At 43.5% G+C, this 15,172-nt stretch carries 15 protein-coding genes; 2 read left to right on the forward strand and 13 right to left on the reverse strand.

The window, feature by feature from the left end:
- Nucleotides 1-13: 13 nt before the first annotated feature.
- From G590_RS0110160 to G590_RS0110175, 4 genes are all read right to left on the reverse strand, one after another.
- Nucleotides 14-2,410: an ABC transporter substrate-binding protein gene (locus G590_RS0110160; protein ID WP_022765557.1), complete on the reverse strand. Its 2,397-nt coding sequence runs from the start codon at nucleotides 2,408-2,410 to the stop codon at nucleotides 14-16.
- Nucleotides 2,411-2,473: 63 nt separating this feature from the next.
- Nucleotides 2,474-4,150, reverse strand: coding sequence for a M3 family oligoendopeptidase (locus tag G590_RS0110165; RefSeq protein ID WP_022765558.1), 1,677 nt, complete (start codon nucleotides 4,148-4,150; stop codon nucleotides 2,474-2,476).
- Nucleotides 4,151-4,267: 117 nt separating this feature from the next.
- On the reverse strand, nucleotides 4,268-4,558 hold the full coding sequence (locus G590_RS0110170; protein WP_022765559.1) for a hypothetical protein: 291 nt from the start codon (nucleotides 4,556-4,558) through the stop codon (nucleotides 4,268-4,270).
- A 44-nt stretch (nucleotides 4,559-4,602) separates the two neighbouring features.
- On the reverse strand, nucleotides 4,603-5,292 hold the full coding sequence (locus G590_RS0110175; protein WP_022765560.1) for a DNA alkylation repair protein: 690 nt from the start codon (nucleotides 5,290-5,292) through the stop codon (nucleotides 4,603-4,605).
- A gap of 110 nt (nucleotides 5,293-5,402) precedes the next feature.
- Between G590_RS0110175 and G590_RS0110180 the strand changes: the two genes are divergently transcribed.
- Nucleotides 5,403-6,332, forward strand: a complete 930-nt coding sequence (locus G590_RS0110180) for a phosphatase PAP2 family protein (protein WP_022765561.1) — start codon at nucleotides 5,403-5,405, stop codon at nucleotides 6,330-6,332.
- Nucleotides 6,333-6,351: 19 nt separating this feature from the next.
- On the opposite strand, the gene G590_RS0110185 is transcribed toward G590_RS0110180, so the two are convergent.
- The 9 genes from G590_RS0110185 to G590_RS0110230 all read right to left on the reverse strand — a co-directional run bounded on the left by G590_RS0110185 (nucleotide 6,352) and on the right by G590_RS0110230 (nucleotide 14,759).
- Nucleotides 6,352-7,443 (reverse strand): MFS transporter, encoded by a 1,092-nt coding sequence (locus tag G590_RS0110185; protein WP_022765562.1) that lies wholly within the window; start codon nucleotides 7,441-7,443, stop codon nucleotides 6,352-6,354.
- 253 nt (nucleotides 7,444-7,696) lie between these two features.
- Nucleotides 7,697-8,362 (reverse strand): lysoplasmalogenase, encoded by a 666-nt coding sequence (locus G590_RS20620; RefSeq protein WP_022765563.1) that lies wholly within the window; start codon nucleotides 8,360-8,362, stop codon nucleotides 7,697-7,699.
- Nucleotides 8,363-8,383: 21 nt separating this feature from the next.
- Nucleotides 8,384-9,046: a sugar O-acetyltransferase gene (locus G590_RS0110200; protein ID WP_022765564.1), complete on the reverse strand. Its 663-nt coding sequence runs from the start codon at nucleotides 9,044-9,046 to the stop codon at nucleotides 8,384-8,386.
- Nucleotides 9,043-9,993: an SGNH/GDSL hydrolase family protein gene (locus tag G590_RS0110205; protein WP_022765565.1), complete on the reverse strand. Its 951-nt coding sequence runs from the start codon at nucleotides 9,991-9,993 to the stop codon at nucleotides 9,043-9,045. Before G590_RS0110205 ends, G590_RS0110200 begins: the two co-directional genes overlap by 4 nt.
- 52 nt (nucleotides 9,994-10,045) lie before the next feature.
- Nucleotides 10,046-11,614, reverse strand: coding sequence for a cardiolipin synthase (gene cls / locus G590_RS21085; RefSeq protein WP_022765566.1), 1,569 nt, complete (start codon nucleotides 11,612-11,614; stop codon nucleotides 10,046-10,048).
- The gene (locus G590_RS21350) at nucleotides 11,615-12,388 is read right to left on the reverse strand and encodes an inositol monophosphatase family protein (RefSeq protein ID WP_022765567.1); all 774 of its coding nucleotides are present in this window, start codon (nucleotides 12,386-12,388) and stop codon (nucleotides 11,615-11,617) included.
- Between the two features lie 21 nt (nucleotides 12,389-12,409).
- Nucleotides 12,410-13,180, reverse strand: coding sequence for a nucleoside phosphorylase (locus G590_RS0110220; protein ID WP_022765568.1), 771 nt, complete (start codon nucleotides 13,178-13,180; stop codon nucleotides 12,410-12,412).
- An 18-nt stretch (nucleotides 13,181-13,198) separates the two neighbouring features.
- Complete coding sequence (locus tag G590_RS0110225; protein WP_022765569.1) at nucleotides 13,199-13,747, reverse strand: GNAT family N-acetyltransferase; 549 nt, start codon at nucleotides 13,745-13,747, stop codon at nucleotides 13,199-13,201.
- A 283-nt stretch (nucleotides 13,748-14,030) separates the two neighbouring features.
- Nucleotides 14,031-14,759 (reverse strand): MerR family transcriptional regulator, encoded by a 729-nt coding sequence (locus G590_RS0110230; RefSeq protein ID WP_022765570.1) that lies wholly within the window; start codon nucleotides 14,757-14,759, stop codon nucleotides 14,031-14,033.
- Nucleotides 14,760-14,957: 198 nt separating this feature from the next.
- Here G590_RS0110230 and G590_RS0110235 point away from each other — a divergent pair.
- The coding region (locus G590_RS0110235; RefSeq protein WP_026494073.1) for a helix-turn-helix domain-containing protein at nucleotides 14,958-15,172 on the forward strand (215 nt) is incomplete at its 3' end.

Here is a 15,172-nt window from a genome sequence, read left to right on the forward strand (position 1 = left end):
TATCCGATAAAGCTTAGTTCATAGCAATCTTATGAATCTCATTAAGATATGTGTAGTATGTTGTCTGATCAGGTGTGATAGTGTCAACATTGATTCTCTCTGTGCTGAAGATATTGCAATCCTGTCTCTGATATACAGGAATCTCGCATGCAAAATCAACAACGTAGTCAAGAGCCTCTTTGTAAAGAGCCTTACGAACTGCCTGATCTGTTACAGTTCTTGCCTCAAGAACAAGCTTATCAAGCTCATCTGAGTAAATTCTGTAATGACCTGCGCTACCACCCTCTGAGTGATAGATCTGGAACATATCAGGATCAAGAGTTGTCTGCCAAGCTGCACACCAGAGCTCTGCTGTGCCGGCCTCAAGAGCATTCCAAAGAATGGATGTATCTGAAAGGTCGTTGATCTGGAGATCAAAGCCGATAGTCTTAAGTGACTCAGAAGCTGCTGTAAGGATACCGAATGAAGGGTGATCACCTGATCCGCCGCCACCGATCATTACTTCGTAGCCCATTTTAGCACCTTCAGGAGCTGCTGTAAGCTTGCCGTCTGTTACTGTGTAGCCTGCTGCCTCGAAGTAGCCAAGAGCTGCCTGAAGAGCTGCTGCATACTTCTCATCCTCGCTCATACCTGCTGTGTAGATATCATTTCCGTCAACATCAACAGAGAATGCTACCTTGTAATCAGGATCTGAAGCCTGAGGAGCTGCCCATGATGTGTTGGAAATAGGATAGTTGATAACTGAAGCAGCCTCTCCGTAGTAAGAATCGATTGTTACATCACGGTAAACTGAAATAACTGTTGCGATAGCCTTTCTGAGGTTCTTGGAAGCTTCGCTGCCATTGTCTCCGCCTACGCATACGTTCTCAGAGTTCATACCGATGTAACCGTATCCTCTGTAGTCTGTAAGAACAGTTGTGAGCTTGTCACCTGAGATCTCACCATTTGAGTTCTCGCCTGCGATCTGCTCAAGAGCTGACTTGGAAGCTGAAGGATCAGAAATATCAACTGTACCCTGAACTACACCGCTCTCCTTATCAGCATTTGATGTAACCTTGAACTGAAGGTTCTTAGTTACAGGAACGCCTTCCCAGTAGTTCTCGTTAGCTGTCATGTAAACGATCTTGTTCTCGAACTTCTCGAACTTGTAAGGGCCTGCTCCCATAGGAGTTGTTGTCTTAGCACGAACGCTTGAAAGATCACCCTTCTCAAATCCGAACTTGTTGTTATCGTAGTCATACTTGGAAGGATCACCATAGTAGTGCATAGGTGATACCATGATAGCGAGCTGGTAAATAGCTGTAGCATCAACCTCTGTAAGAGTAACCTTTACAGTGTAATCATCAACCTTCTGGATACCTTCAACGTGATCTACAGAATCACCTGTAGCGATAGCAACCTTGTAGTCATCTGAAAGGAAATCAAGTACTTCGTTATCAGCCTTCTCTGTGCTTGAAAGAGTAACTACATCGCCTTCATAAGAAGTCATCATTTCATTCCAGAAATCCTCAGCTGTAGGAGCCTGACCGCCTGCAACATCGAATGTTGTTCCTGTTGCAGCTGTTGTGATTGTTCCGTCCTCGTTGTCCTTAGCAAAGCCCCAGTTAGCCATTGCGTTAGCGATGTCTGCCTTAGCAACTGCCTCTGTAGCTGCAGCATAACCTTTGGCTGTGCAGTAGTCTGCAATTGACTGAGCAAACTTAGCACCTGCCTCAGGAAGATCTGTCTCGAAGAACTTCTTCTGCTGATCTTCTGTTACGAATGTGAAGTCTGTGTTATCAGCTCCGCCCTTAACAAGAAGGTTAAAGAGTGTATCTGATCCGCTTCTGTACTCTGCAAGACCCTTGATAGGAAGAGCATATGTTGAAGCACTTCCGTCGTATGAAGGATCAATGTATACATAGTATGAGAAGATTACGTCATCAGCTGTAAGCTCTTCTCCGTCAGCGAACTTAACGCCCTGGCGAAGCTTGAACTCATAGTCAACTGTTCCGTCAGCGTTCTCTGTTACAACACAATCAGCAATACCCTGATAGTTGTAATCAGTTCCGTTGTAAGTTTTGGTCTCTCCCTCAATACCGTTGTAGATGAGCTCACCTGCACGGTCATTGGTAAGAAGAGCTACTGATGTGAAATCAGCTACACGCTGATCCGGTACGGATGCAGCAAAGAACTCGCTGAATTTCTCTGAAAAATCATCAGATGCGATTACGAGTGGTGCGTCAGAGCCAGATGTTGCTACTTCTTCTGTAGAAGCTGCTTCTGTAGCCTGATCACCGGTGTTTTCTGTTGCCTGCTGTGTGTCAGCGCCTGTATTGTCAGATGCGGGCTGCTGTGTGCCACATGCTGCTGTTCCAAGAACAAGAGAAGTAGCAAGAAGTACAGACAACACTTTGTTTCTGTTTTTCATAAACTTTCCTCCTTTTTAATTTATTTAAATGCCCCTCATAAAAAGAAAGACAATTAAATCATATTAACCAAATATCTTGGCGTTCATATTGTCGGCCAGTTCCTTGATGGTTCCGTCCTTAAACGGGCTCTTTAGTCCAACCTCGTCAAGCATTGGTTCATAGAAGTCCTTGGCAGACAGCTTGCAAAGCTGTAAGTAGTGCTTCCATGCATCCTTATAATCTTTGTCCATCCAAACCTTGAACTGCATGGCAACTACGCTGGCAAGAACATAATCAATATAGTAGAAGGGATTCCAGAAGATGTGTCCCTGTCTCTGCCAGTAACCGCCCTCTCCGAAGAATTCATCTCCGTCAAAATCAAGCCATGGTCTATAGGTCTTCTCAAGGTCTTTCCAAACCTGCTTCCTCTCAGCGGGAGTCATCTCAGGCTTGTCATATACGATATGCTGGAATTCATCAACCATACACCCGTAAGGAATGAAGGTTACCGAATCCTGAAGATGCATTGTGAAGTAATCATCGGCCCTGTCACCGAAGAACTTGTCCATCCAGCCATAGGTGAAGTATTCCATGGACATGGAGTGAATCTCTGCTGTCTCCATTGTGATGTCATTGTGTTCAACTATTTCATCGTTTCTGGTTACATAACCCTGGAATGCATGTCCGCACTCGTGGGTAATAACATCAACATCTCCGCTGGTTCCGTTGAAGTTGGCAAAGATGATAGGTGACTTGTACTTGGGCAGGAAATCCATGTATCCGCCGGCTTTCTTGGTCTTGCGTCCAAGTACATCGAAGAGCTCATTCTCGATCATGAAATCAAAGAACTCTGCAGTCTCAGGTGAAAGCTCTTTGTACATCTCCTGACCTGCCTTCATGATCTCTTCAGGAGTTCCTGTTGGCTTAGGATTGCCGTTCTTAAAAAACATGTCGTTGTCGTAGTACTTAAGCTCGTCTACACCGATCTGCTTCTTGCGCTGCTCCTGGATCTTGCATACAAAAGGAACAAAAGACTCTTTGATCTGCTTGCGGAAATTCTCAACCTCAGCTCTTCTGTATGAATTTCTGTTCATCCTGTTGTAGCCGAGTTCTACATAATTATCATAACCAAGCTCTTTAGCCTGTTTGGTTCTGTTCTTGACCAGCTTGTCATAGATGTCATCGATCTCATCAGTAACGGACATAAAGTAATCGGAAAGGGCCTTCCATGCTCTCTTTCTGGTATCTCTGTCCTCACTTGTGAGATACTTGCGAAGGAGTGAGATATTGCACTCTTCTCCGTCAAACATGATCTTGGCCGATGCGATCAGCTTGTCGTACTTACTGATAAGAGCATTCTCTTCCTGCATAAGGGGAAGGATCTTATCATCGATCGACTTGTTGGCAAGCTCAATATTCTTGAAAGCTACCTTGCTGATCTTCTCCTCAAGGTATGGTCTGTAGGGCGACTCGAAAAGTACCTTATTATAATCATTGGAATACTTGGAGATCATAGGAGTGATCTCATCAATGTAGTCGTTCTCTTTAGAATAGAACTCCTCTGTTGTATCGATGTTATGTCTGAATACTCCGAGCTTAATATTTGTCAGAACATCAGCCATGAAATCGTAATATTTTTTGTGAAGTTCAAACTGTTCTTCTCCGCTCCCGGCATTTTTGCTGTCGATAATGAGCTGTTCAAAGAACTTTTTCACTTCATCCATATCAACTCTGTTGTATGGCATTTCAGAGCATTTCATATAATTAACTCTCTTTCAATTTATAAAATTTTTATAAAAATCACCAAACCATTATACTGTATACATGCATATTTAGCAAGGAAACTCTGTATAACTGCACCTTGCTAAAGTCCAGTATCAGCCTTGCTTTCCGGAAGACTGACGAATCATGTCTTCTACTACTATATCGTAAATCTCTCCAACGGTATTGCAATACTCCAAAACTTTCCATGGTTCATTTGTATGGAAGTGTATCTTAACAAGATCCTCATCACCGGCAGCAATAAGACTGTTGCCCTCAAAATTCTCTGTGATGTAATCTGCTATCTCATCCTCATCGAGGTCCTTGTCTCTTCTGTCTATGAGCAGCTGAGTATCATAGCGATACGCAAACTGATCGTCTTCAGCATCAATTGAATTAATTCCCATTTTTCTGTCCTCCTTTAAAAAGTGAAAAACCGACCACCATTATATCAGATTTTTATTTTTTTGCTACGTAAATATTTTTTTTGCTCATCAGTAATCCGATAACTCTCTACAGACTTCTGAATAGTCTTGTTGTGTGTCCATGGCGAAAGCCTCTTTTCTTCAATAAAAGGAAGGATACTGTCATACTGCTTGGCAAGTGCAGTTGCAAAGTACCAGGCTATCATCATGTTGATGTAGTACTCATCGGAACGTACCTGTGCCACCATCTCCGGATAAGATATGTCAAAGTCCTCATCAAGGAAATGCTGCATAAGCATTCCGATTGCAAACCTGACCGTATAGGTATGATCAGAACCAATCCACTTTTGAATATGGGAAAAGAGCTCTTTCCTATGTTTTTTAAACACCTTGGGCGACATCTGATCACAGGTTGCCCAATTGTCTACATAAGGAAGAAACGCCTCCAGCGCTTTCATGCACTCATCAAAATCCTTGATCTCAGATATAGCAAATGCGTGAAGCTGATTCTCATCAAAGTATCTGTGTGGGAGATCTTTTAAGAATTCCTCAAGTTCACCGGCTTTATAAAGCTCTTTTGCCAGCTTGCGCAGCGCCGGTGTCCTGATACCTATAAATTCCTTCTTCTCTTCAGACGGGATGAGGCCCATTTGAAAATCCCTGTACCCGGTGTCCTGAAGTTCAAACAATTTCTCTCTGATGCCCTCAACATTCATTCTCTCCGCCCTCCTGACTCCTATGTTATCCATTCTACCAAAGAAATTGCCCGTTGTTACCATTTAGTAGTAATATTTATAAAGTATGTTTTACGAAATGCGAGGAAAATATGGAAGCACTCACAGGTAATACCTTTTATTTTGATATTGAAGTCAAGCTGATGGAATGGATACAAAGCACTCTTGGCCCCACAGGAGCAGGCATAGTCTCTTCCTTCTCAGCCCTGGGCGAGGAGTTCTTTTTGATACTGCTGCTTGCCTTCACCTACTGGTGCTACGACAAGAAGGTCGGGGAGCGCATCGGCAGTGTACTTATTCTCGGAACTATAATAAATCCGCTTATCAAAAATATCTTCTGGCGAAGACGCCCGTACTTTGACCACGAAACCATAGAATGTTACAGGCCTCTTGATAAGAAGCATGACCTGTACGACATTGCTGCGCAGGGTCTTTCCTTCCCCAGCGGTCACTCAACAAATGCAGCTATAGCTTTCGGTTTTATCGCACTGGAAGTCAAAAAGAGATGGGTCACAATCCTCTGCTGCTGCATCATTTTCCTGGTTGGTTTTTCAAGAGTTGCCGTCGGAGTGCACTATCCCACCGATGTTCTGTTCGGATGGATATCGGGTTTCTTCTGCATATGGCTTCTTGCTTTCCTAAGGAACAAGGTTCCCGAGGAAAAGACCTGGCTTCTTTATCTTGTTATCTTCCTGCTGTCATGCCTTGGGCTCTTTTACTGCAAGACAACGGACTACTTCACCTGCCTTGGGCTTGTCGGCGGAATCTACGGTGCCTTCGAATTCGAAAAGAGATTTGTTCATTTCAAAAATACAAAAAATCCTCTGATATGTATCATGAGGATTTTCTGTGGTGTTGCTGTTTATCTTATTCTTAATGCAGTTCTCAAACTGCCCTTTAACAAGGATTTCCTTGAATCAGGCACTCTGCTTGCAGGCGTTGTAAGGAGCATAAGGTATCTTATCGTATCCTTCGTTACTGTCGGAGTTTACCCGTTTTCCTTCAGACTGACAGATAAGTAGATCATCCATATCTCCTATTTTACAGACTGAACAACATTCCAAAAAGCGGTGAAAGCACTATCATCACCATTGAAAATGCAAAAGAATTAACCGACATAAGAGTTGCTCTCTGGTCTGATGGGATCATAGTATTCAGGAGAATATCTGTCCTTACCTGAACGAAGTTGTCAGAGAACGCACCGATAAAACCTCCCACTATCATCAGATACAGATTTCCCGTAAATACAGACGCAAATGCAAGCGCAACACCTGCCGTAGAGATCACTGCAATCTTTGAATATCTCTTTTCCGGAAAATACTCCGTCGCCTTGGCGCCTATTGCCGCGCCCATTCCCATAACAAACAGAACCGGTCCGAGCCAGAAGTTGCTAAGGCCCATACCCGGGAGCCTGGCCTGTAAAAAGAACAGGATCAGTATATCAACCGCACCGATCAGGGAATTGAACAGTATAATGAGTCTGGCCTTTCTGTTATTTCTAATGAAAGCTGCGCTTTCCGAAATTACCTTTTTAAATCTGTCAGATGCTTTGCTGACGTTTTGAAGATCTGTCTTTACATCAACCAGTGAAAGAGCTATGAGTACCGAGATAGCGCCTACCACTGTATCAATCATGTTAGCTCTTTTATATCCAAGGAAAAGTGCAAATCCCGCAAGCAGCGTTCCTACAGAGCCAAATATCTGATAGATCATAAGGTCTGTTGCTGCAAACTTATCGTACTCACTCTCTATTCCTGCTTCTTTGAGACTGTCATAGGCAAGAGCCTCTCTGGTTCCCGATGCCAGGTTATAACTGAGTGCATTTACCGCGATTGCCAAAGCCACCGTGAAGAAATCTTTAGACACGATCATCAGCAACGAAGAAATAATAACCATTACCCTTCCTGCCACCATGGTCTTTCTTCGGCCAAAGACATCCGAGATAACCCCCGAAGGAATCTCAAAGGTAAGACTTGTTATGTGAAAGATACTCTCTAAAAGCCCTATCTCTACCGTACTAAAGCCTCTTGCGGCAAGCAGTGCCACCCAGGCTGCACCTGCTATGGCAAGGCCGGATACGGCATCTATGCCAAGCAGTTTGTTTATTTGTGATTTAGCTGTTTTCTTATCCATAAAAAAATCTCCTTAGTCTTCATGATTTCAAAAAGAATAAGGAGATAATGTCTCTTATATATTTCAGATAACCGATGTTTCTGTCGGTTTTTACCTAAAAAAGAGCGCACTATCCCCGTAAACAGCTAAAACGTTACCTTTCATCAGATGAAGGTTAGTTGTTTTCCAGGTCATCTATGTGCTCTCCTTTCGTAGTTTTCTCTAATCAATTTAACACTGTTTATGCATGTTGTCTATCTGTTTCAGCTTTTTGTCACAGGAACATCAGACTTACACCAATCAGTATCTGGCCTGCATAGTACAGAACAATGTTTAATATCCTAAAGCTTTCCCTGAACTTTTTCCCGAAAGTGTTGATGATAAGAACGATATCACTTATGAGAAAAAGAACTGCTCCAAGGGCGAAAATGATCGTGAACGCCGATGGAGATGCCACGAGATTGCCCACAGCCACTGCATTCATAAGCATGATGGCGCCGATATAGACGACACCGAATATCTTAAAAGGAAGCTTTGCCGTAATATTCTTAAACAGCCATAGGATAAGAAACCCTGCCAAAGCGAGACCTATGGCAATACAAGCCTTCCAGTTGACAGACATCTCGAGAATGGCGATGAGATACACAATGTGCCCCGCCAGAAAAACCAGAATACCGATCAAAAAAGCAAGCTGCCCTCTCTTCTTGAAAATGAATCTGAGATTCAGCAGGATATCTGCGATAAATCCTAGAATCAGTCCACAGACAAGAAGCTCGGCCACATTCCCTCCGGGGCTGTTAAGGACTCCAATCAGGACAAAACAAAGAGAAGCAAAAGCTTTCCAGACATCCGCCCATACATAGCTCTCTTTCATCTCAGCTCTCAGAAAAACAGTTGCAAATACAACACATAAAGCAGTCAGGATTATGACTTGCAGCATATTTTGTCTCCTTTACTCCGGTCAGGCTGATGGATATTTATCCGGATCATTCTCATCTGCCTGGATCCTCTGAATATGTTCCCAGGCCTCTGCATCGATCTCTTTTCCCGCATAATACTTATTGCGATCCTCTTCTGTGATCTTTCTGATAACACGGCAGGGATTGCCTGCTGCCACGCACCACTCAGGAATGTCTTTTGTCACTACGGATCCTGCTCCTATTACGGAGTTTGCACCTATGGTCACTCCCGGGCAGATAACAACATTTCCGCCAACCCAGACGTTATCGCCTATAGTTACATCTATGCCGTACTCGTACATTGTATTTCTGGTAGCGGGATGAATGGGATGCCCTGCTGTATAAATGGCCACATTGGGCGCCATCTGTACATTATCGCCGATGCGGATCATTCCCACATCCAGCATGGTGCAGTTATAGTTTGCAAAAAAGTTCTTGCCTATTTCTATATGAGTTCCATAGTCGCAGTAAAAGGGCGGATTTACCAAAGAGTTTTCTCCGATCTTTCCAAACAGCTCACTGATAATCTTTCTGATGGAATCAAAATCAGATCTATCCATTGTGTTGAGCTTCTGCGTGATACGGCGTGCAACCTTCTGCTCTTCGAACACTGCATCATCGGAGATGTAAACAATGCCCTGATCTCTTCTCTCTATGTTATTCAAAATCCAATCCTCCTGATCTCTCTCACAAGGTTCTCTGCATATATTTCGCATCCAAGACAATTGGGATGAAGGTTGTCAAGGAAATACTCAGGCAAATGCGGAACCAGCTTCATTCCGTCTATTATCTTTACATTTCCATATCTACCGGCTATTTCTTTTACCTTCTCGCAGAAAGCCATAAGTGTAGGTATGCCTTCAACCGAGTCGCCTCTCCAGATTGGAGATATACATAGGATTGGAATCTCATGTCCGTAAATGCTTGTGAGAGTTTCGTAGTACTCTTCAACTGCAGTCATATCCTCATCGCCGTACTGGTTGGTTCCCAGAGCAACGATTATCTTATCGGGATCATAGCCCTCCATCTTCATAAGAGAACCCTTGTCATATATGTAGCCACCGATACCCTGATTCACAATCTCATAATTAAGAAGTCTGTTTGCCACGCTGACATAGGTGCAGGAAGATCTTAAAGGTCCATATCCCTGAGTTATGGAATCCCCCAGCCAGAGAACTTTTTCATTCTTTTTAGCTCTTTGTACAGGTGAATCCGCTTTAAAATTCCTGATCAGAGCTGTGGCATCAGCAGGAAGATAAATGATCACATTCTTTTTACCCTCGGGAAGCTCCCAGGTAATGGTGCCTGTATCCAAGACATCTTTTACATAAGTAATTGCAGTAACAAGACCATCTACTACAAGTTCAAAAGAATCCGGTGATCCCTTCCAGATTATCTTGTAGTCAAAGGATATCTCTTTGGCCTCTGTTGTAAACTCAAGTGTCTTGGCATTGGATGCAGTGCATCTCTCAAACCAGAAATCAAACACTTTCTCGAAATAGTCGATCTGCTTCTGTGAGTACTGGAAGGCTTGAATATAGCCGTCATCAGTCTCCTTAAACTCGTACGCCCCAAAGTACAAGTCTTTTAATTCTTCGTTTGTCAAAACCATTTACTCTTCCCCCAACGTAATTTATTTAATTATACCATGATGAATGACGCGCCTACAGCAGTGGTGCGATAAATTTAAGCAGTGCTCCCACGACCTTGTAGGCTATATTTTCATGAGCTATAGTCTCCTTTGTTACCTCGCGGCATTTCGAAAGCGTATCATTGAAATCATAGACAATGTCAGCAATACAAGGCACCTTATAGAGATATGTCGCGCACTCAAAGTGATGATAAAGACTCCTGTAATCGAGATTTATGGTTCCGACGACAGCTCTTTTGCCATCGCTGACACAGACCTTGGCATGGACAAAGCCCGGTGTGTACTCATATATCTTGACGCCGGAATCAGTAAGTTCGCTGTAATGAGATTTTGCAAGAGCGTAGGCCAGTTTCTTGTCCGGGATTCCGGGCAGAATAAGCCTTACATCAACTCCCCTCTCGGCTGCGTATTTGAGCGCTGTCAGAAGCTCACCGTCCAGAATAAGGTAAGGTGTCATGAAATAGACATAGTCCGTTGCCCTGTTTAAGATGTCCATGTAGACAGTCTCTCCCACCTTGTCCTCATCCAAAGGACAGTCACCGTAAGGAACAACAAAGCCTTCTGTCTCAGGGTAGTCTGTTGGTTCAAGGAACTTGGAATCAAATGAAGGCTCAGGCTCTGTCAGATTCCACATCTGCAAGAACATAAGAGTAAAGCTCCTTACTGCTTCACCCTTTAGCATAACTGCAGTGTCTTTCCAGTGCCCAAACATTTTCTTGTGGTTTATATACTCATCTGCAAGGTTCACTCCGCCATTGAAGGCAACTTTGCCGTCAATTACAAGAATCTTCCTGTGATCTCTGTTATTGTAATGGGAGGATAAAAACGGTGCGATAGGCGCAAACATCTTAGCCCTGATTCCGAGGGCTTTAAGGCGCTTTGGGTAGTCATGCGGAAGCAAGGTTATCTCGCACATTCCGTCATACATAACCCTAACATCAACGCCCTCCCCAGCCTTTCTTGCAAGAACCTCCAGTACCTGTCCCCACATGTAGCCTTCCTCGATAATAAAGTATTCAAGGAAGATAAACTTTTCAGCTTTTTCAAGTTCTTCCAAAAGGGCTTTGAATTTGTCTTCGCCGAGCGGAAAATAAGTAACTTCAGTATTAGTATAAACAGGGAATTTTCCGCTTCTGTTCAGGTACCTGACGAGGTCGTCCGTACCGTAAGCATCGCCTTTCAGCTTTTCTATTACTTCTTCATCCTGCATGAGGGTATCTTCAGAGATTTTTATCATCTCCTCAACTCTCTTGCGCGTCCTTCGATGGCCCAGATTGGATGTGGTAAAAGCAAGAAGCGCGACGCCGAAGAGCGGCACCAGAGCAATAACCGCCAGCCATGTAAGCTTAGCCGAAGCGTCCATTCGATTATTGAACAGATATATGACCATTGCATATGCAAATATGATTTCAAGCACAGCGTAATAAGGGATGTACTTCTCAAGCCATCCAAAGAGAGTGATATATAAAAAGACCTGTGCCACAAGAAACAGAAAGATCAGTATAAACCGGCTGAAAAATATCCGCAGAATACCGAGCTTGCTGTGGGTGCTCAGCCTTATTCCGCCTTCCGAGTCCATCATTTAAGCCTCCTTAAAGCATGTTGGAATCTCTTTTACGCCTCTGCTCATGCAAAGCGCCGATGAAGCCCCTGTGTATGAAAGTGGATTGCCTTCTACGTCTGTGACGCTGCATCCGGCTTCCTGTGCGATTAGGGCAGCTGCTGCGTAATCCCAGATCTGTATCTTAAGCTCAAAGTAAAGCCCGCACCTTCCGATGGCGACGCAGCACATATCCCAGGCTGCAGTTCCGGATCTCCTGAGGTCCACGCATAGCGGAAGGAGTTTTTTTGCTATGTCAAAAGACTTATCTCTCAGCTCCTCATAATATGGCGCAGTGCCAAAGCACGATAGCTGCTCGGACAAAGGAGCCTCAGAGGACATTATCCTCTCCCCATTCATGTATGCTCCTTCTCCTGCGATGGCAGAGAACATCATGTCATCGTAAGGGTTGTACACTACCGCCATGTAGGGCTTTCCGTCTCTCAGAAGGCCGATGGACACTACTGAAGGCCTGTATTCATAGATGAAATTGGAAGTTCCGTCTATCGGATCAATAACAAAGCAGTATCCCTTTGCCATCTTGGATGAGAACTCATCCTGTCCGTCCTCTTCTCCGAGAAACTCTGCTTCCGGAAGAATGTCTTTTAACTTATCCACAAGAAACCTCTGGACCTTCTCATCCGTCTCGGTGACGAAATTCGCGTGTCCCGATTTCTCCATGATCTTGGGGCGTCTGGCAGTGAGCAGAATGTCTCCCGCTTCCCGCGCTGTCTGTTTGATATCTTCTATTGTCATTATGTGGTGGTTCCTTTCCTGTTAGTCTGTGTATTCCTTCAGTACGTCCAGTCCCAGCAGCAAAGCCTTTTCGTGAGAACCTGTTCCAAAATCTCTTACATCATATTCATGAACATTTGCCAGAGAGTCCGCTGTAAAGAGGAACTGTCCATAGCTTGCTCCGCGTTTTCTGCATACTGCGGCAAGTGAAGCACACTCCATTTCAACAACAGAGCATCCTTCCTCTAAACGATATTTTACCATGTCTTTTGTCTCTCTGAAAAATGCATCCGTAGTCCAGGTTGTACAAGTCACAAATGGAAGATCATGTTTATTAAAGCACCTCTCAATGGCTGCTACCGGCTCTTTATCCAGCTCGATAAACCTTGAAGCCGGAAGATAATGGTAGGATGTGCCTTCAGCCCTGAGAGCTTTTATAGGAACAATAAAGACATTCTCCGGAAGATCTGCAAGAACTCCGCATGAGCCTACGGCAATTATCTTTTCACACCCGCAGCTTATGAGGCAGTCAATGAGGGAAGCTGCTCCCGGAGCCCCTATCAAAGACTGTACAAGGCATATATCCTCATCCTCTTCATGAAGAACATAGATCTTAACTGTATGTGAAACAGTGATAAAATTCTCTGCCACCTCAGCATTATGCTCCTCTGCAAATTTTGACACCACATCTCCCAAAAATGTAAACAGGCACTTTTTCGGAAGGCGAAGCTCCGGCCAGTCGTGGTTCGGAGTTATAACCTCTGCCGAATGATCATCGTATTCAAGTATTGGTATCTCATTCTTAATTATCATTTAATGTCCTCCCTCTGCTTATAAAAACAGGACCATATTTATCTCATCGAAGTATGTGCCGTCTTTTAGCTTGAATGCTCTGAGAGTCTTGCCCATCTCTTTAAATCCCATCTTCCTGTACAGGGCAAGACCTTTTTCGTTGTCTTCATATGCTCCCAGCTCTATCTGTTCAAAGCCCATTTCTCTTGCCTTTGCGATGGCCTTTTCCATCAGGATCGTTCCAAGTCCGCACCCAGTGTACTCCTGAACCAATGCTATTGCAAAATCGCATCTGTGCTTTAGTTTGATATGGTTTCTGTTACGGGAAATCGAGCAGTTACCAACAGCTCTGTCACCGTCGAATGCAGTGAACCATACGCGGTCATCCGCTTCAAGCACGAAGTTTATGATCTCTTTTTCTTTATCAAGTGTTGTCTGAATCTCCTCGGGGTATCTTACAAGGAAGTGCGTTTCCTCAGCTGTCTTTATCATATAGTCCAGCATTGCCTGCGCGTCTTTCTCCTCAGGAGATCTGAGTGTAAGTTCTCTTCCGTCCTTTAATGTGATTCTCTCTGCTTCGATTTTCATAATTTCCCTCCTTTTTGTATAAAAAAAGACCTTATCAAACATGTGCTTGATAAGGTCTAAAGTATACATAATACTTTCTTCTCTGAAAGTTCTACCTCATCTCACATGGTAAACAAAACTCCTGATTGATATTCACGAGCATTGTAGGGACCATTCTGTTGACGAGATTTGTATTTGTCATATGGTGAACTTTCCTCCTAAATAATTAGTTGTAAGTATAAAGGGCGTATTATGCGTTGTCAACATAATTTTCAGTCTATAGGCTATTTTTACTGACAATTCATCACTTGCCACAAAATACTTTAATTGCCTGATAGACAAACTCTGCGGTTCCGGCTCCGCCCATCTTGTCGATGTTTTCGGTGAACTCACCGCCTCCGGCATACATCTTGCCAAGACTAAAGAGTATCTCATCAGTGCACTTGTAGAAATGTTCGGTGATATAGTCCTGAAGCTTCCTGACCTGAGTCTGTACCTTGGCGGATGCGTGATCTGAGTCCTTCATTGCACCGAACTCCTCAAATATCTTCATGAAATCTGCCATCATATCTGCCTTTTCTGATTCAGTGCGGTTCTTATCCTTTTCTTCAAACTCTTTGAATTCGGGAGTCTTTCCCCACTGCTCTTTTGCTCTTTTTGCGTATTCATCTATCTTACTTAAGTCAAATGCTGTAAAATCCAATTTTCTCACTCCTCTCAGTTTTAATCCTTTGCACATTTCGATCAGATTCTCGATATGCTCCTTCTTTAGTTCCAGGAGCTCAATCTGCTGATCCAGTGCTTTCCTCTTGTCAAAATCAGATCTGGTCACAATTTCTTTTATGTCTTTTAGCGGAAACTCCAGTTCCCTGAACAGTAAAATCTGTTGCAGCTTCTCCAGGGCTGCATCGTCATACAGCCTGTAACCGGCACCGGTATACTCCGCCGGCGCAAGAAGTCCTATTTTGTCGTAATACTGCAAAGTGCGTATACTCACTCCTGTCAGTTTACTTACTTCATTTACTGTCATCATGGCTTTCATCTCCTTCACGTGTAATTATAGCTTAAACTATTACGTAAGGTCAGGGTCAACAGTTTTTTGCAAAAAATTCCTAAAATGTAAAAGTTAATTCTTGTTTGTAAGGTTAAATTCTATGTAGCTGAATTTACTCTTACATGATAACCTAGTCAGGCAGTGGATTCCTCCATCCATAAATAGGAGGTTTACATAATGTCTGACGATAATAAATATGACCAGAAACACCTTACTACCAGCCAGAGAATAAAAGTTGAAAAGGGGCTGAATGATGGTAAATCCTTTGCTGAGATAGGAAGGATTGTAGGAAAACATCCTACAACCATCAGCAAAGAAGTTAAAAAGTATCGCACCTTCCAACCACGAGAAAAGAATGACGATCCGCAAAGGTGTGCATTATATAAGGAATG

Origin of the sequence: Butyrivibrio sp. XPD2006, from assembly GCF_000420865.1 — a bacterium.
GTDB lineage: Bacteria > Bacillota > Clostridia > Lachnospirales > Lachnospiraceae > Butyrivibrio.